Here is an 18,539-nt window from a genome sequence, read left to right as displayed (position 1 = left end):
TGGCGCTGGACTAAACAAAGGCCCCCTTTTAGGGGGCTCACACAAAGCCACCTTCTTTAGAAGGTGGTAATTTACTTTCTATCGCCGAACTGTACAAATTTATCTTGACCTTGGAGCTTACTCTAAGGTTTATCCTTAGCAATAGGTAAATCACCGATACCAATAAGGAAAAAATTATGTGTACAAAACATCAAGGTTGCCAATCTAGCAAAATCAAAACTGCGGTGCCGCTTGGTGCAAGCGAGTCATGCTGTGCGCCAGTAAAATCTTCCCTCAATATCTCTCAGGCCAGTGTTGATGTTTCTGAAAGCTCTTGCTGTAGTGGAGGAGGCTGCAGCGTTGACACAGGCGAGGAAGACGATCCCACAAGGGAGAGTAATTCCTCCGTTCGGAACGCTTGGCTTGTGTCAGGTATGGATTGCCCATCTTGTGCGCAAAAGCTTGAGAAAGCCATTACGTCTTTACAAGGCGTCAGCCAAGCCAAGGTTTTGTTTGCAACAGAAAAACTGGTCGTCGATTTTGATGGTCTAGAGCTGATAGCTACGATAGAGCAGACAGCCCAAAAAACGGGTTTCCCGCTCTCTTCACTGGATGCTCCAAAACCAAGCACTACAAAGAAAGGCTGGCTTGGCGTCATAAGAGACAACATCCAAATTCTCTCGATTGCTGGTGCAATGGCTACTGCGGCAGTAATTTCTAAGATCGACCCTCAAATAAGCGCTTGGTTATTCACTTTGACGTGTTTACTTGGTTTATACCCAATCGCGCTCAAAGCATTTAAGTTGGCGCGTAGCGGTACGCCTTTTGCGATTGAAACGTTAATGAGTGTAGCGGCGCTCGGCGCTTTATATTTAGGTGAAACCGCCGAAGCCGCAATGGTGTTATTGCTTTTCCTTATTGGTGAAAAGTTAGAAGCATATGCATCATCTCGCGCGCGAAGCGGTGTCCAGGCGTTAATGGACTTAGTCCCAGAAAATTCAATTTTAATAATTGATGGTGAACGTAAAGAAGTACCAGCTGCTCAGCTTAAACCAGGGGATATCATAGAAGTCGCCCCCGGAGGTCGTTTGCCTGCCGACGGTGTTTTGCAAGATGCGCTTGCGAGTTTTGACGAAAGTGCGTTAACGGGAGAATCTGTTCCCGTTGAACATCAAACCGGTGGCAAAGTGATGGCCGGGGCTGTGGTTGTCGATAAAGTGGTTCGCTTACAGGTGACTTCCCGTCAGGGCGAGAATGCGATAGACCGAATTCTTCATTTGATTGAAGAAGCAGAATCCCGTAAGGCACCATTAGAACGCTTTCTTGATAAATTTAGCCGTTGGTATACGCCGCTAATGATGCTGGTGTCTCTGATGGTTATCGTTACGCCGCCATTACTATTTGCCCAACCGTGGGAAACGTGGATCTATCGAGGACTCGCCCTGCTGTTGATTGCTTGTCCATGTGCATTAGTAATTTCAACGCCTGCGGCGATCACTTCTGGCTTGGCGGCAGCTGCTAAGCGGGGCGCATTGATCAAAGGTGGTGCGGCGCTTGAGTTGCTTGGCAAGGTTGAGTCTGTCGCATTTGATAAAACTGGGACACTGACGCAAGGTAAACCAGAAGTGACTGATGTCTTTGCTTTTGATATGGATGAAGACAAGTTACTTAGCCTAACTGCGTCAATCGAGGTTGGTTCAAGTCATCCTCTAGCGGTTTCTTTAGTTACCAAAGTGCAAGAGCAGGGGCTTACTATTCCTGAAGCGTTGGATAAAACCGCGCAAGTAGGCTCTGGTGTCACTGGTTACGTCGATGGAAAAATGGTCCAAGTGGTCACGCCTTCAAAGGCAGACTTTCCACTTTCTCAGGAAGCCATAGAGCAAGTAGTTACGTTGGAACAACAAGGTAAAACGGTTGTCATTGTTCGTTACGATGACGAGGTCATTGGCGTGATCGCATGGCAAGACACATTGCGCTCAGATGCCCAGCAAGCCATCGCAATGTTGAAGGAACTTGGGGTCACGTCGGTGATGCTAACGGGTGACAACCCGAGAAGTGCAGAAGCAATGGCAAATAGAATAGGCTTGGATTATAAAGCGAGTTTGTTACCTGCAGACAAGGTGCATTACGTCGAGAAGCTATCACAACAACACACCGTTGCGATGGTGGGAGACGGTATCAATGATGCTCCAGCCATGAAAGCTTCGAGTATCGGCATTGCGATGGGAGGCGGTACGGATGTTGCGCTCGAGACTGCTGATGCGGCGTTAACACACAACCGTTTGATTGAGCTACCTGCCATGATAGAACTGTCGCGTGCGACGCTAAGTAACATTCGTCAGAATGTCGCGTTAGCGCTAGGTTTGAAAGGTGTATTCTTAGTGACAAGTTTACTTGGTGTTACTGGGTTGTGGGTTGCTGTATTAGCCGACAGTGGTGCAACAGCACTGGTGACATTGAATGCGTTGAGATTACTTCGTTTTGAGTCCAAGCAGATCAAATAACTGACCTAACCATTGATCCCACTCATTAATAGCCCGAGGCATTCGTGTATCGGGCTTTTTTTAACCGTATTCACCTGATGCGATCAGACGTTTTTCTCGTCCTTGAAATCACGCATTGCTATGCAACAAAATGATCTAATGCCCCTTAAAGTGTGATCAATACCAGTTTTGTTTGAAATTTCATTTTCATTACATTTTGTCATTGTGATTGTGATCACTCTATGTTGGTGAAAGGTTCGCTACAGTGCATCTGTACCCAATAACTGATTAATGAGCTTATTGTTCATAAAATAAGCCACAATAAGGAGCGACTTATGTCTCAAGCTGTATTCCATTTAGGTGTTACTGAAGCTGATCTTAATGGTGCGACTCTAGCGATCATTCCTGGTGACCCAGCGCGTGTTCAAAAAATCGCAGAACAAATGGAAAATCCAGTATTTCTAGCAAGCCATCGTGAATACACGCTATACCGTGCAGAGCTAGACGGTAAACCTGTTGTGGTTTGTTCTACAGGTATTGGTGGTCCTTCTACCTCTATCGCAGTTGAGGAATTGGCACAGCTTGGTGTTCGCACTTTCCTACGTGTTGGTACAACGGGTGCAATTCAACCGCATGTAAACGTGGGTGACATGATCGTAACGACGGGGTCAGTTCGTCTTGACGGTGCGAGCCTACACTTTGCTCCTATGGAATTCCCAGCAGTTGCTGACTTTGAAGTAGCAACCGCAATGAAAGCAGCGGTAGAAGAGTCTGGCGCTACAGTTCACATGGGTGTGACTGCATCAAGCGACACGTTCTACCCTGGTCAAGAACGTTACGATACGTTCTCTGGTCGTGTTGTTAAGCGTTTCCAAGGCTCTATGCAAGAATGGCAAGACATGGGCGTACTTAACTTCGAGATGGAGTCGGCAACACTGCTAACAATGTGTGCGAGCTCTGGTTTAAAAGCGGGTTGTGTGGCTGGTGTTATCATCAACCGTACACAAAAAGAGATTCCAGATCATTCAACTCTGAAAGAAACGGAAGCGCGTTCAATTAAAGTGGTTGTAGAAGCAGCGCGTAAAATGCTTTAAGCCGCTATAGTTGGCATTTAAACAAACAGAAAAAACCAGAGGCTAACCTCTGGTTTTTTTCTACTTATAGAAATGCGTACAGCTAAAATTTAGGTATAAAAAAAGCAGCATTAATGCTGCTTTTTATCGTTGTGAATTTTAGCTTTTCTTAATGGCACTATATCTCGTCTGAACCGCCCGCGTCTTTAAACCAAGCAGTTAAGTGCGTTCTTAAATCTTTAAGCTCATCAGGGCCAATCAGGGCTAGCCCTAAGTCTTCAGCACGAGTAATGTCATTGTGACGAAGAGGACGGAAGCTCACCAACATTGCGCGCGCTTGTAAGCCACCTAATAGATCGCGAAGCGATTCTAACTTATATAAAGTATCGTCGCCGTCATCTCTCATGCCTTTGGTTTTGCATTCGATGATGTGCAGCTTGTTGTTTACAACTGTTGCGACATCTAACTCATTGCGTACTTCACTTTCACCAAGTTTGCGATAAACCTGAACATTTAACGATCGATCTTGGATCGTCGGCATGGTGTCTTGGATTTGCTTCACGGTGCTGTGAACCAAAGTTTCTAACCACTCACCGTTTGAAAAGCGTCGAGCATCTTCATCTGCAAACGTTAAAACGCCATTCTCATAGGTGGCGATTTCTGCTTCTACTAAATCTGAAAGCAACATGTTGAGCTCACGGTAGCCCTGCTGTTTTTCGGAGAGCTCGACATCAAGCTTTTGTTCTTTGCGGCATGTGGTTGCAAGGTAGTTAAGTGTTGCTAGACCTGGCCCAAGCTCAAGCGCATTTGAGGCCCATCGTTCACCAAGTTCATACAATTTTTTATCAAGAAGAGGTGGTAAATCAACGTGGTGAAACTCGCCGCGTGCACCAAAGATAGTGAGGTAATCTGCAATCGTAATGTGATCTTCGACTTGGGTATCTTCTTTGCCATCAGGGTATAACCAACAAAGCTTATCGCTACTAGGCTCAACCACAAAAATTGGCCAGCGATAGGTACGGAAAACTTCGTACACCGACAACAAGCGATGACGAAGACCACAGCTCGCGTTCAATTTTACATCTTCGCCGCGTTCATGGAGATCTTTTGCCAGTTTTTGAATTGCTTGTTTGATCAGAGATGTATTAACAGCGGATGGAATTTCAAAAAATTCAGAAGTAATTTCTCGTTGATCTAAAACGGCACTCAGTCGGTCAAATATATCTAACTGGCTCTTGTCTCCGATGAAGACGATATGTGTGCTTAGCGTACGATTATCTAATAGAGGAGTGACCAATCTCACTGGGTCTTGGTCGATAATACCAACATGAACAGCCATAGATTTTCCTTTTTATGAGGCCGCTCGAAAAGAGTTGTGCAAGGGGATGAGCTGGCCTTATTAATCATATGTAGACATGGCCGACAAAAAACAAGGGCGACTTAACAAAAAGTCGCCCTTATACAGTTGATTGCACTAATTAATGCTCTTAATTATAAAGTATTTATAACTTAAATCGGTGGACCAATTCATTTTGCTGATGAGCCAAGTGGGTCAGTGATTCACTGGTTTGTGCGATACTCGACATGGCTTGGAAACTTTCATCGGCGATGCTGTTGATATCTTCGATGCTGCGAGCAATGTCTGTTGATGTTTCACTTTGCTCTGCTGCTGCTTGTGAAATGTGCGTACTCATTTGGCTGATCTCAATGATTAGCGCCTGGATCTCTTCCATTGAGCTGTTCGCTTTTGACGCTTGCTCAACCGACATCTCCATATCGCTCATACAGCTTTGTATGACTTGGTTTGCCGATTGTGAGCTAGATTGCAGATTACTGATCATGGATTCAATTTCAGTGGTTGATTGAGTCGTTCTTGATGCGAGTACTCGTACTTCATCTGCCACTACCGCGAAGCCGCGACCTTGTTCACCAGCGCGAGCCGCTTCAATTGCCGCGTTCAATGCCAGTAGGTTGGTTTGCTCCGCAATGTTGCGGATCACATCAAGGATAGACCCAATTTGACCACTCATTTTTTGTAGCTCAGAAACTGCGGAGACCGATTCGTTCAAACGTGTTTCTAGTTGATTAATGGTTGAGATATTACTGCTCATAACATTTCTGCCTTCTTCAGAGGCAGATTCGACGCGTTGCACCATTTCTAACGAGCCTTGCGCACTTTGCGCGACTTCCTGCACTGAATGAGACATTTCTGTCATCGCGGTAGCGACGTTTGCTGTTTGTTCGCGTTGAGAGCTCAATTTAATTTGTGCTTGCGAAGAGGTGCGTTCGTTGGTTGTCGCGGTTGACGATAGGTTTTCTGACGCTTCGTTGAGTTTCACCAAGATCTCGTGAAGGTTGTCGGCGAGTGAGTTAATGTGTCCACTCACACGACTGAATTCGTTGTTATAGCGAATATCGATACGCTGTGTCATATCACCTTCAGTCAGGCTTTCTAACACTTTTAGAATACGAGTCAACGGTTCGCGAACGCTTTGTGCGATGTGGTAGCCAATCGCTGTCGCGAGTAAAACGACAATAACGCCAATGATGATGGCTTTCGTTACACCCGCCGAATATATGTCACCTGCGTCTGCCAATGATTCATTGAGCTTATCTGTTGCGGTTGTCGTGAATTGCTCAAGAATCGCCATGGTTGAATCCACTTTATTTGCTAGGTTGGCGATATTGTTATACAAAGCGGCGCGAGCATTGAGGTAATTATTATGTTGGTCTAGCACACCGCCACGCATACCAACGTCACGAGTAAATTGCTCTACAGATTCGCCAAAAGCTTTTTCTAGCTCAGGAAGCTGAGTCACCAACCCGCGGAATGCGTAATTCAAGTGCGTTACTGCTTTGCGGTTTTTAGCTACGGCTTGCGTAACAAACTCAGGGTTGGAACTGGCGAGGGCATCAGAGGTAATTACTTCGGCATCTTTTAACTTGATAAAGTAGCTCTTTGCCATGACTTTGACAGAAATGCTGGTTTGATCTGCCACATATTCTTTAAGACCAACCGACAGTTCGGTATTCAGTTTTTGGAAGCGGCGTGAGGATTTTTGCACTTCTTCTTGAGCCGAGAACATTGCTTCGTAGTTGTCCATGGCCTCTAGAGCTTCTGTAAAATAGCTCTGCTCTAACGTTTTTAACTCTGAAAACGGTTCGGCAAGAGAAGGGTAGATTTGGCTTGCGGTTTTCAGTTGAGCCAATGTGGATTCGAAGCGCTGTTGAGATCTAGCAAATTCCTGACGCATTTCATCCATGCGTTGTTTATTCTCTGTCGTCAGGAAGTCTTTAAATGATTTGTCGGCAGAAAGCAGCTCAACACTGGTTTGATTAGATAACGATACCAACGGTAGGGATGATTTAGAAACCGTGCCAAATTTTCCGTGAATATCACTCATTCCTCCCATCATAATGGCAATTGTGACGGCAAATAGGATGATGATCAGTGCAAAGCCGGCATACATCCTTTTAATAACTGAACCTCGCATAAGTGAGCTTCCTCTCCCAAAAATAGACAAGCTACCCAAGTATTTTTGAATTTACTTGGGTATAAAAATAATAATTGTCTTAAAAAAGTAACAAAATTCATTGGATTGTATTCAGTTTGTGATGCGCATTTTATGACGCACACGACAAAAAAAGCTTCGTTAATTAGCATTTGATTAATAATGTTAAGTGAACACTGTTTTTATTGAGCTCCGCTTTTGGTTGGCGCATACTAATTGGGGTCTAATTACGTTTATAAAATGGAGTCCTCATGGCGGAAGAAACGATCTTTAGTAAAATTATTCGCAAGGAAATCCCTGCCGATATCCTTTATCAAGATGATTTGGTGACTGCGTTTCGCGACATTAACCCTCGCACACCAAGCCATATTCTCATTATTCCGAATAAACTGATCCCAACAACGAATGATGTAGAAGCTGAAGATGAAGCAATGATGGGGCGTTTGTTCACTGTTGCTAGAAAGTTAGCGAAAGAAGAAGGTATTGCTGAAGACGGCTATCGCCTGATCGTTAATTGTAATCCACATGGTGGCCAAGAGGTTTACCATATTCACATGCACCTACTAGGCGGCCGCCCTCTAGGTCCAATGGTATTGAGCTAAGCTTTTAAAAGTGGGTGGCGATTCACCCACTTCTTTTTCCTGTCGAATGACACATTTGTGGAGATAAATGTGAAACTAGGTGTAAAGCTGTTAGGGCTGATGAGCTGGGCTTTAATGGCCTCTGGCTGCGCGAATTTATCTGCGGGCAATCTGTTTAGCCATTACAGCAACCAGAATCAAGAAGTTTATCAAGCCGTTGTTGCAGGGGAATATGCCAAAGCAAAACAACTTCAATCAAGTGAAGTGGGTGGCGAGATACTTGGCAATTTTGAAAAAGGTCGTATCTCTTTTCTTGCTGAAGATTACCCAACAAGTTTAAATGCGCTAGAAAGCAGCGATCGTGCTGTACGTGTTCAACAAGATCGTGCGACGATATCTGTGTCAGACACGGCAACGAGCGTCGGCTCTCTCGCAGTGAACGACAATCTCCAAGACTATCATCCCGCCGATTACGAACTTGGCTTTTTGCACCTGTATCTAGGACTAAATTACTTACAGAAAAACGATTTAGAAGGGGCACTAGTTGAAGTGCGTCGAGCTAATCAAGTTCAGGAAGCAGCAAGAAAGGCGCGTGAAAAAGAGCTAAAAGCAGCAGAGAAAGACCTTAACAAGCAAGGCATGTCTGCCAATTTAGGCAGTGTGTTAGCGAACTACCCTGATGCTGGTAAAAAACTAAGCGCGGTACAAAATGGTTATCTGTTCTATCTTTCTGGCTTGTTATATGAAGCGTCGCGAGACTTAAACAGTGCTTATGTTGATTACCGACGAGCACTCGCTGTAATGCCAGACAACAAGCAAGTTGTGGAAAGCACCTTATACGCTGCTAAGAAGCTGGGCATGCGTGAAGACTTGCGCATGCTAGAGAAGCGGTATGGCAAAGCACCTTCTGGATTAACTCAGTCACAAGGGCGAGTCATCGTTATTGATGAGCAGGGTGTTGTTGAGGCGATGAAAGGGTGGCGTATTGATTTACCAATTTACGACAGTCGCGATAATGGCGCGATTTATTCGTTGGCGCTTCCTTATTATCAGAACCGAGGTGCTCAACGTTTTAGCGATGTTGTTTTAAATGGTCAGGTATTGCCTTCCAGTACGCTGACTGATGTTAATGCGATGGCGCAAAACGATCTTAATGAACGTCTTACTACAATAGTGATCCGTCAAGCTCTTCGTGTTTGGGCAAAAGATCGAATCCGAAAAGAGGCGGCGAAAAAAGGCGATGATGTGGGCAACATACTTTTCAATGTATGGAACACATTGACCGAACAGCCAGATACAAGAAGTTGGCAAACATTGCCAGCGCAAGTGAAAACGGCTTCAAAAATCGTGAAACCGGGAACACAAAGTTTAAACTTGGGTGATCAAACCTATCAGTTTGAAGTGCCTGCACAGCAGACTACATTGGTATGGGTATCTCGTCAGGGAGCACACTCAACCGTGTGGCATAAACAGCTAGGGAGACTGTAATGAAAGCATGGCTTGTTTGTTTAGCAATGGCTATTGGTTTAGTTGGATGCGCCGAAAACACGGCTGGTATTCGAATTGATGGCCAAACGCAAAAAGTATTCTTTAATGATAACGTTTTAGGTAGTCGCTTATTAGTTGACAACATCACCACCACTTACGTTGATGATCGCCCACGAGGAGTCGTGCAGTTGAGTAGCAATTACAAAGGTGATCAGCACATTCTTTACCGATTTTATTGGTATGACAACAATGGTTTAGAAGTGAATACCAAACCTGGTCCGTGGCGAAAAATGATTGTGCGAGGAGTTGAGCAAGTCACGTTATCTGAAGTTACTGTGAATCCAAATGGCACAAAATTCCGAGTGCAAATTAGAGAAGCACAAGACGATTAATCTTAACGGCTCTGCCGAAGCTGCCGCGCTAACGATGCGCTGGTATTGAAAAACTAAGGAACTCTCATGAAAAAAAGTATTATTGCTCTTTTAGGTCTTGCCGTCATTTTAGGTGGCTGTTCTAACAAAGTCTCTTACGGCGATGCGCAAGCAACAGAAACCACGACTATCGATTTTGGCTCAACAGATTTACAAAAAATCGCGGCTGAAATGGTGGATAGCATGATGATGTCGGGCTCTGTAGCAGCAATTACTCGTGACCAACGTCCTATCGTTTTTGTTGAGCGAATTAAGAACAAAACCAGTGAACATATTGACACTGAATCCATTACTGACACGATCTCTACTAAGATGTTGAACTCAGGTAAGTTCCGTTTTGTTGATATGGATCGTGTTGAGTCTGTGCGTGAACAACTTAACTTCCAAAACACGGATGAGCTTGTTAACCAAAGCACAGCTATCCAATTTGGTAAAATGGTTGGTGCTCAATACATGCTTTACGGCAACCTATCTAGCATTGTGAAAAATGCAGGTAGCGATAAAGATGTATACTACAAGATGACCATGCGCCTAATGGACCTAGAAACAGGTTTGATTGAGTGGGCGGATGAAACTGAAATTCGTAAAGCGCAATCTAAGAGCCTATTCGGTCTTTAATCGAACAGGGTGGAGAAGTCATCAATGGCATGGTTTTCTTGGCAACAAGCAAAACAGTTAGATCCGAGTCTTAACGCTCTCGATGGCTTCTTTACGGAGCCTCCGGTAAAAGTACAAACTGTTACCGGGGGGCTCACCAACCGTTGTTGGCGGTTGGAATCTTCTCAAGGCCTTGCATACATCTGGCGACCGACCAGTCATGTCTGCAAGGCTTTTTCAATTTCTCGTCACAGTGAATATCAAGTGCTGAATGCAGTCTCTTCATTGGAAATTGGCCCCAAGCCAGTTTTTATTCATGAGCAAGGGTTGCTGGTGGAATGGATAGAAGGAGAGGCTCTGACGGAGTCAGGCTTAGCACTAAGCAATTTATTATCCATTGCGGCGAAGATTCATCAATATCCGATAAGCGCAATTCCTTTGGTTCCATTTTCATATATTTCTCGCATCGATCATTATTGGCTTGAGCTTGGTGGTCAGTATGTGGGGACGGAGTTTGAGGCTTTGTACATGAAGTGGCGCACGGAACCGAACGTTGCACCTGTTCCGCTGGCCCTATGTCACTTCGATCTGGGGTGTTACAACCTAGTGCGAGGAGAGAGTGGGGTGAAAGTCATTGATTGGGAGTATGCCGGGATTGCTGACCCTAGGCTTGATTTGACCTTAACTATTCAGGTCGCGAATTCGCCTGTGGAAGAAGCGGTAAAGCAGTATTGCCAAATTCGAGGTGTCGAAGATGTGTCTCTTTGGCTGAGAGGTGTAAAAGCTTGGCAACCAAGAACCTTGGTGATGGCGATGCTCTGGTATCTACTTGCCTATAAATTGTGGGGAGATGAACAATACTTAAACAGTGCGTATGAGTTGAAAGGCTCATTGTGTATGGAAGATCACTGTTTTGAGAACTCGTGATATTTTCCCCTTTAACAGTAAGGAAATAGTGGTAGTTTTAATAAAAGTACCAGATACACACAGGGAGAGGTACACATGATTATTTACTTACACGGCTTTGACAGTACAAGCCCGGGTAACCACGAAAAAGTTCTTCAACTGCAATTTATCGACGACGACGTTCGTTTTATCAATTACAGCACCCTTCACCCAAAGCACGACATGCAACACTTGTTAAAAGAAGTGTCTAAAGTTATCGATCAATCTGATGACCCAAACCCGTTAATCTGTGGGGTTGGTTTAGGTGGTTACTGGTCTGAGCGAATTGGTTTTCTATGCGGTATCAAGCAAGTGATGTTCAACCCGAACTTGCACCCAGAAAAAACGATGGCTGGTCGAATCGATCGCCCAGAAGAGTACGAAGATATCGCAACAAAATGTGTTGATCAGTTCCGAGCGAAAAATCAAGCGCACTGCTTAGTGATTCTCTCTAAAGATGATGAAGTGCATGACAATTCGAAAACGGCAGCTGAGTTAGAAAAACACTATCAAATCATTTGGGATGAAACTCAGTCTCATAAGTTCAAAAAAATCTCTCATCATTTACAAGCGATAAAGGCATTTAAAAATACTTACTAATGTTGAGTGTAGACAGTAAAGCGGCGTTTTTATCGGCTGCTTTGCTGCGATTCCTTCTCTTGAGTATGCCGAGCCACTGTCTCTTTGAAAGGCACATTTTCTTGGTTTAACGCTTTGAATATTGTGTTCTCCTTACCGTTTTCTTACTTCCCTCCTATGTAGCACGAACACCTTGTTGTAGAGTAGTCGAAAAGTAGTCAATCCGTACTCGTTACACGGATTTTGGTTGCCTTCAAAGTTGGTCTCTATATAATGAACCGGACTAAAATAATTTGATAAATATCAAAAAAAATTGAGAGCGAGTAATAAACTTGCCCAAAAACTTCTGGCGCCGTATGCGTACCAGATAAACATGCCAAACCCTGACAAGTCATTGATAGATAAAGAATCAAAGTGGGTGGTAGTTTTTTAATCCAAGTAATTGAGACACCTCTAAGAACCAAGAATTCATCGGTTGGATGGATGCCACAAATGTTTGTGAGTCATGCATCGAGCTGAACCCCATATATTCATTTTTGTAGAGGAAAATCATTGTGACACGCATTATCGTTGTAGGCGGCGGTGCAGGTGGTCTTGAGTTGGCAACTAAGCTTGGTCGAACTCTAGGTCGCAAAAACCGTGCGCAAATTACGCTAGTCGATCGAAAAGCGAGCCACTTGTGGAAGCCATTATTGCATGAGGTTGCTACAGGTTCTTTGGACGAAGGAGTAGATGCACTGAGCTATCGAGCTCATGCAAAAAACCACAGCTTCGACTTCCAAATGGGTAGTCTTCAAGACATCGACCGTGAACGTAAAGTTATCATCTTAAGTGAGCTTAAAGACGAACACGGTGAACTTCTTATGCCAAGCCGTGAGCTAGAATACGACATTCTAGTGATGGCGATTGGCTCGACATCAAACGACTTCAACACGCCTGGCGTTCGTGAAAACTGTATTTTCCTAGACAGCCCTGAGCAAGCACACCGTTTCCGTACAGAAATGAACAACGAGTTCCTAAAGCTGCACGCGAAAAACGGTAACGGTACGGTCGATATTGCGATTGTTGGTGCTGGTGCAACTGGCGTTGAACTATCAGCTGAGTTACATAATGCTGTTAAAGAGCTGCGCACTTATGGCTTCGGTGATCTTGATTCTAGCAAGTTGAACGTCAATCTGATTGAAGCAGGTGAGCGTATTTTACCAGCGTTACCTCCACGTATTTCTTCTGCTGCTCATCAAGAGTTGGTGAAGTTGGGCGTAAACGTGCGCACCGCCACTATGGTGACTAAAGCTGAAAAAGATGGCCTTACTACAAAAGATGGTGAGAAAATCCCAGCTCAAATCATGGTTTGGGCTGCAGGTATCAAAGCTCCAGACTTTATTAAAGATATCGCTGGCTTAGAAACGAACCGTATCAATCAGCTTGTAGTGAAAAACACACTACAGACAACACGAGATGATGACATCTTTGTTATTGGTGACTTAGCACAATGCACCCAGTCTGACGGTTCGTTCGTGCCGCCACGCGCTCAAGCTGCACACCAAATGGCAAGCCAGGCATTTAGTAACATCGTCGCGAAGATCAACGGGCGCGAGTTGAAAGACTATGTATATAAAGATCACGGTTCATTAGTGTCTCTAAGTCGCTTCTCAACCGTTGGTAGTCTGATGGGGAACCTAACTAAAGGGTCGATGATGGTAGAAGGCCGTATTGCTCGTGTCGTTTACATCTCATTGTATCGCATGCACCTAATGGCGTTGCATGGTGTATTCAAAACCGGTCTGATGATGCTCGTCGGCCGCATTAATCGCGTGCTGCGTCCAAACCTTAAGCTGCACTAAGGTTTTAAATCCACTCTGTGTGGATGTGTTGTATCTTAAAAAATGCAGAAGCCACCGCAAGTCGGTGGCTTTTTGTTTATGTTAGATCTGTCGGTAAAAGTGAGAACACAACGCCATCTTTAGGCTTACCCTGAAAAATAAACCGGTTTCTGGCGATGGCTTCTTTTTGTGCACCGACGGACTCAATTAAGGCTTGGCTAGCTTCGTTGTCGGGGTCACAAACAATCTCTAGTCGAGTTAAACTTAGCTTTGCGAAGCAGAATTCTGCTAAGGCTTTAACGGCTTCTTGGGCATAGCCTTGCCGTTGATAGCGGTCGGCAACCCAGTAACCAATACTCGCCATATTAAACGTATGATATAACTCATTAACCGCTGCCATTCCAACCAAAGTGTTACTTTGCCGCTCATAGATACCGAAACCAAAAGCCTCAGTTTTGACCCAGTTAAGACGGGTTGCCAACAGAAAGTCCTGCGCGGTTTTCAATGTGACGTTTTTATCACACCAGTCAAGCCATTGGTGCAGCGAAGGGGATTCTGCAAGTAATCGTTGTAGTGAATGTGCTTCTTCAGCAGGGATGAGCTTGAGCGCTAAGCGGGGCGCAATGATTTCAAAGTCTGGACTCATGAACTAATACGACTTCCATGTTGAGTGTAAGTAAATTGAAAGCTGTCTATTTATACTTGAACGCAGCTATTTTCCTTGCTCTGCGTTGGTTAGGAATAACTGAGGTATAGCAGATAAAAACAAAGCGCAGCTTTGCTGCGCTTTGTCGAACCGCTCGTGCTTATCGAACCCGACGAACTTGAATGATCATACCCATCAACGGGTTATCTAGGTAATGAGTCTCGCTGCTACGCATACGACGTTTTTGATCCATTCGATAACTCTTCAGGAATTTCTCTTCGGTTACTGTCGGCGATATTTCTGCCAAGTTACCGACTTGGACGTTACCATCTACTTCACCTAAGTCATCCGCCAATTGCTCAGTTGAGGTTGGTTCAAAACGCACCTCTCTAACACTTGGTTCGCGCAGATCTAGTGTTGTTTCGGCGAAGAGGTAATGCTGTACGTATATTTGGAATCGACCATCTAGTTCATATAAAGGACCATTGACCGTCTCTTCACTGTAACCGTCGCTGGAAAATGTTTGATTGCCATTGATTGGGCGGCCATCTGCTTGATAAGAATCAGAGAAATCTCGCCCGCCAACGATGCGGAAAATTGGGGCGCTAGATTTACCTCGGTCACCTTGACGCCAGGCTACGTGTTTAAGCACTTTAAAGCCGGCATGATTATTTAGTGCCGCTTCTTGCGCGTTGAGACGGAAAGAAGAACTTGGCAAAAGTGTCACGCCTTTAGAGCGGCGGTAGGATTCACTCTCTAGGCTACCGACATTTTCCATATCGATTTTTGGCAGTTGATTCGGCCAAGATTCTGTTGTGCTTTCAGCGTCGACTGCTCGCTTGAAAATGATCACTTCAATATCAAATTGGCGCTGTGCCCAAGAGGGCATTGAGACACATAGAAGCAATAACGGGATCAGTATTCTCATTCGACTATTAGCTCGTTGGTAATAAATTCTGTTTAAAATCATTCAGTAAGTCTTGAACAAACTGAATGCGTTTACGTCGGTCCACCAATGGTACGCTAAACTTGAACTTAGTTGGACCTTCCATTGCAAATTTTTGCGGCTGTGATTGCAGCAGTTTAACTAAATACGCTGGATTTATGTCAGCATCAGGGTAAAACTCGATAAATCCACCTTTATCATGGGCTTCTATCTTTTTCGCTTTTAAACTACCAGCCGAAATTTTCAATTCTGAGACGGCAAGTAAGTTCTTTGTTGCGTCTGGAAGCAGACCAAAGCGATCAATCAGTTCCACTTTTAGCTCTGATAGTTCATCACTGCTTGTGACACTCGCAATGCGTTTGTACATCGACAGTCGTGTGTTTACATCCGGAATGTAATCATCTGGTAAGAGCGCTGGGATTCGCATTTCCACTTCAGTTTGCTCACGAAGCAGCTCATCCAAAGATGGCTCCTTGCCTTCTTTTAATGCTTGCACTGCTTGTTCCAGCATTTCCATATAAAGTGTAAAACCAACGGATTGAATTTGCCCACTTTGCTCATCACCAAGCAGCTCACCAGCACCACGGATTTCTAAATCGTGGGTTGCTAACGTAAAGCCAGCACCTAAGTCTTCCAGTGAAGCAATCGCATCAAGACGCTTGATGGCATCTTTGGTCATGGCTTTTGGATGTGGCGTTAATAAGTAAGCATAGGCCTGATGGTGCGAACGTCCAACACGGCCACGCAATTGATGCAACTGCGCCAAGCCAAGATTGTCCGCACGATCCATGATTATGGTATTTGCCGTTGGTACGTCGATACCGGTTTCGATGATGGTTGTACACACCAACACATTAAAGCGCTGATGGTAGAAGTCATTCATGATTCGCTCAAGTTCGCGCTCGCGCATTTGACCATGAGCCACGGTAATGCGTGCCTCTGGGATGAGTTTCTGTAAGTCTTCTGCCGTTTTTTCAATGGTTTCAACCTGATTGTGCAGGAAGTAAACCTGACCACCACGCATAATTTCACGCAGTACCGCTTCACGGACCACTGGCTCTTCTTTTTGTCGAACAAAGGTTTTAATGGCTAAACGGCGTGCAGGAGGTGTCGCGATGATCGACAGGTCTCGCATGCCACTCATTGCCATATTCAGTGTGCGTGGAATTGGTGTTGCGGTGAGGGTAAGAATGTCCACATCTGCACGCATTGCTTTGACCTTTTCTTTTTGACGAACCCCGAAGCGGTGTTCCTCATCAACGATCAACAAACCTAAATCTTTGAATTTAATGTCGCTCGAAAGCAGCTTATGCGTACCAACGACAATGTCTACTTTACCATCGGCAACGTCTTGCAGAATGACTTTTTGTTCTTTGGCAGATTTAAAACGAGACAGTACTTCAACTCGGATTGGTAAGTTGGCAAAACGGTCACGGAAGTTTTCGAAATGCTGCTGAGCAAGCAAGGTTGTTGGTACGAGTACAGCGACCTGTTTACTGTTATCCGTTGCGACAAATGCTGCGCGCATAGCGACTTCCGTTTTACCAAAGCCCACGTCACCACATACTAAGCGATCCATTGCTTTTGCCTGGCACATGTCTGACAATACGGCATTGATGGCCATCGCTTGGTCATCTGTTTCTTCAAACGGGAATGTTGCTTTAAATGTTGCGTATTGCCCACGATCTAGCTCAAATTTGAAGCCCGGTTTTAATTCTCGTTTTGCATATACATCCAGCAATTCTGCCGCGACGTCACGCACTTTTTCTGCCGCTTTACGACGTGCTTTTGCCCACGCTTCACCACCTAATTTATGCAGTGGCGCACTCTCTTCAGCGCCGCCAGAATAACGGCTGATAAGATTCAGTGATGAAACTGGCACGTAGAGCTTGGCATCGTTTTGATACTCAAGGGTGACGTATTCCGTTTTCATACCACCGGCTTCAAGTGTTTGTAAACCGATGTAGCGGCCAATACCGTGATCAATATGAACCACAGGTTGGCCGGGTTTTAGTTCGGCAAGGTGGCGAATAACGGTGTCACTGTTGACGGCTTTTTTATCTTTGCGGCGTCGCTGGATAACACGGTCACCGAGTAGATCACTTTCACAGATCAGAGCGAAGTTCAGCTCTTCGTGAATGAAACCATGCTCTGCTGCGCCTAAGACCAAGCTGAATCGATCACCCGAGTCTAGAGCTTGGTAAAGTGAGCCATGTACGACTGGCCGAACTTTGATGCCTTGCAACAGCTCCGTTAGTGCTTCACGACGACCTTCTGACTCTACCGAGAAAACGATTTTGCCGCTGAATTGCTCACTAAACTGACGAAGGCGCGAGAGCGGCTCTTTATTTTGTTGTTGAACGCCAAGCTCGGCTAACGATTGTACTGGTAGATTTTGACGACCGGCACGCTTAACCACTTTATCTAGGCTCAATTGAGCGATAGGGAGCTGTTTTAGTTGACTGAAAAGTTCGTCTTTTTTCAACCAAAGCTGTTCAGGAGTCAAAAGAGGACGCAGCGGATCAACTTTTTTCTGGTCGTATCGATATTCGACATCGGTTAAGAAAGTATCGACCGCAGATTCGATATCACCATATGTGATGACTTGAGAGTCTTCTGGCAAATATTCAAATAAAGTCTCGGTATGGTCAAAAAACAGCGGCTGCCAATACTCAATACCAGCGGGCCACGTGCCTTTGGTCACTTGCATGTAGATTGATTCAGGCTCGCGGCGTGCGTCGAACTGGGTGCGCCAACGTGTGCGGAAATCTTCAATCGCTTCTTTAGTGGTTGGGAACTCATGTGCAGGCAGCAATTGGATTTGCTGAATATCGTCGATAGAGCGTTGGTTCTCTGGATCAAACGTGCGAATGGTATCTATTTCATCATCAAAGAAGTCGATGCGGTACGGGTCATTGCTGCCCATAGGAAAGAGATCCAGAATAGACCCACGACTTGCATATTCACCTGGTCCAAATACTTGATCTACATGGCGGTAGCCTGAATTTTCAAGTTGTACACGTAACTTCTCTAGCGAGAGCCGATCACCAGTTTTCACCATTAAAGTGTGTTGCAACAAAAAATCACGTGGCGATTGGCGTTGCAATACGGTACTGACCGGGACGATGGTTATGCCATCACGTTGACTTGGCAGTTGGTATAGGCGTGCGATACGTTCAGAGATGATTTCTTGATGCGGAGAAAAGTTATCGTAAGGCAGCGTTTCCCAGTCGGGGAACAGGCTTACCGTTTGGTCGGTGAATTGCTCAATCTCTGCCTGAAGCTTTAAAGCAATTTGCGGGTCAGGCACAACGAGTAGCGAGTGACTCGAATGCTGTTTGGCCAGCTCTGCAATGGCTAGAGGTAGAGCTGCGCCCGGCAAATTACCTAGCTGTTTTTTGTCGCCACGCTCTGAAGGATTGGTGACGGAAAGAATCGTTGCTTTTGTCATAGGAA

Annotated in this window: 14 protein-coding genes; 9 read left to right on the top strand and 5 right to left on the bottom strand. The window is 45.0% G+C overall.

Annotation, left to right across the window (positions count from 1 at the left end; all coding sequences use genetic code 11):
* Positions 1 to 176 precede the first annotated feature (176 nt).
* Both R8O70_RS19225 and udp read left to right on the top strand, forming a co-directional pair.
* Complete coding sequence (locus R8O70_RS19225; RefSeq protein WP_053307489.1) at positions 177 to 2,483, top strand: zinc/cadmium/mercury/lead-transporting ATPase; 2,307 nt, start codon at positions 177 to 179, stop codon at positions 2,481 to 2,483.
* Between the two features lie 314 nt (positions 2,484 to 2,797).
* Complete coding sequence (udp, locus tag R8O70_RS19220; protein WP_005378479.1) at positions 2,798 to 3,556, top strand: uridine phosphorylase; 759 nt, start codon at positions 2,798 to 2,800, stop codon at positions 3,554 to 3,556.
* 157 nt (positions 3,557 to 3,713) lie between these two features.
* Here udp and R8O70_RS19215 read toward each other — a convergent pair whose 3' ends face one another.
* Together R8O70_RS19215 and R8O70_RS19210 are read right to left on the bottom strand one after the other, a co-directional pair.
* Positions 3,714 to 4,874 carry a DUF1887 family protein gene (locus R8O70_RS19215; protein WP_005378476.1) on the bottom strand — a complete coding sequence of 387 codons (1,161 nt, stop codon included), beginning with the start codon at positions 4,872 to 4,874 and terminating at the stop codon, positions 3,714 to 3,716.
* Between the two features lie 163 nt (positions 4,875 to 5,037).
* Complete coding sequence (locus R8O70_RS19210) at positions 5,038 to 7,029, bottom strand: methyl-accepting chemotaxis protein (RefSeq protein ID WP_318184320.1); 1,992 nt, start codon at positions 7,027 to 7,029, stop codon at positions 5,038 to 5,040.
* A 269-nt stretch (positions 7,030 to 7,298) separates the two neighbouring features.
* On the opposite strand from R8O70_RS19210, the gene hinT reads away from it, so the two are divergent.
* The 7 genes from hinT (at position 7,299) to R8O70_RS19175 (ending at position 13,512) form a co-directional block, all read left to right on the top strand.
* A complete protein-coding gene (hinT, locus tag R8O70_RS19205) occupies positions 7,299 to 7,649 on the top strand; it encodes a purine nucleoside phosphoramidase (RefSeq protein WP_005378473.1) in 351 nt (116 codons plus the stop codon).
* Between the two features lie 69 nt (positions 7,650 to 7,718).
* A complete protein-coding gene (locus tag R8O70_RS19200) occupies positions 7,719 to 9,116 on the top strand; it encodes a COG3014 family protein (protein WP_025766940.1) in 1,398 nt (465 codons plus the stop codon).
* Entirely contained in the window at positions 9,116 to 9,508 is a 393-nt protein-coding gene (locus R8O70_RS19195; RefSeq protein ID WP_169694948.1) for a YcfL family protein, read from the top strand. The genes R8O70_RS19200 and R8O70_RS19195 overlap by 1 nt, the downstream gene beginning before the upstream one ends.
* 66 nt (positions 9,509 to 9,574) lie before the next feature.
* Positions 9,575 to 10,165: a penicillin-binding protein activator LpoB gene (gene lpoB, locus R8O70_RS19190; protein WP_005378467.1), complete on the top strand. Its 591-nt coding sequence runs from the start codon at positions 9,575 to 9,577 to the stop codon at positions 10,163 to 10,165.
* 24 nt (positions 10,166 to 10,189) lie between these two features.
* Positions 10,190 to 11,071, top strand: a complete 882-nt coding sequence (gene thiK, locus R8O70_RS19185) for a thiamine kinase (RefSeq protein ID WP_104975984.1) — start codon at positions 10,190 to 10,192, stop codon at positions 11,069 to 11,071.
* Positions 11,072 to 11,146: 75 nt separating this feature from the next.
* Complete coding sequence (gene ycfP / locus R8O70_RS19180) at positions 11,147 to 11,689, top strand: alpha/beta hydrolase YcfP (RefSeq protein WP_005378464.1); 543 nt, start codon at positions 11,147 to 11,149, stop codon at positions 11,687 to 11,689.
* Positions 11,690 to 12,222: 533 nt separating this feature from the next.
* Positions 12,223 to 13,512: an NAD(P)/FAD-dependent oxidoreductase gene (locus R8O70_RS19175; protein WP_005378463.1), complete on the top strand. Its 1,290-nt coding sequence runs from the start codon at positions 12,223 to 12,225 to the stop codon at positions 13,510 to 13,512.
* 76 nt (positions 13,513 to 13,588) lie between these two features.
* Here R8O70_RS19175 and R8O70_RS19170 read toward each other — a convergent pair whose 3' ends face one another.
* The 3 genes from R8O70_RS19170 to mfd all read right to left on the bottom strand — a co-directional run bounded on the left by R8O70_RS19170 (position 13,589) and on the right by mfd (position 18,534).
* Positions 13,589 to 14,137, bottom strand: a complete 549-nt coding sequence (locus tag R8O70_RS19170; RefSeq protein ID WP_005387823.1) for a GNAT family N-acetyltransferase — start codon at positions 14,135 to 14,137, stop codon at positions 13,589 to 13,591.
* Between the two features lie 160 nt (positions 14,138 to 14,297).
* The gene (locus tag R8O70_RS19165; RefSeq protein ID WP_021707672.1) at positions 14,298 to 15,065 is read right to left on the bottom strand and encodes a peptidoglycan binding protein CsiV; all 768 of its coding nucleotides are present in this window, start codon (positions 15,063 to 15,065) and stop codon (positions 14,298 to 14,300) included.
* A 7-nt stretch (positions 15,066 to 15,072) separates the two neighbouring features.
* A complete protein-coding gene (gene mfd / locus R8O70_RS19160) occupies positions 15,073 to 18,534 on the bottom strand; it encodes a transcription-repair coupling factor (RefSeq protein ID WP_054576370.1) in 3,462 nt (1,153 codons plus the stop codon).
* Between the last annotated feature and the right edge of the window lie 5 nt (positions 18,535 to 18,539).

The sequence above is a fragment of the Vibrio sp. 779(2023) genome (assembly GCF_033344285.1).
Classification (GTDB): Bacteria; Pseudomonadota; Gammaproteobacteria; order Enterobacterales; family Vibrionaceae; genus Vibrio; species Vibrio alginolyticus.
Note: the sequence above shows the minus strand (reverse complement) of the source record. Positions and strands in the feature narration are given on the sequence as shown.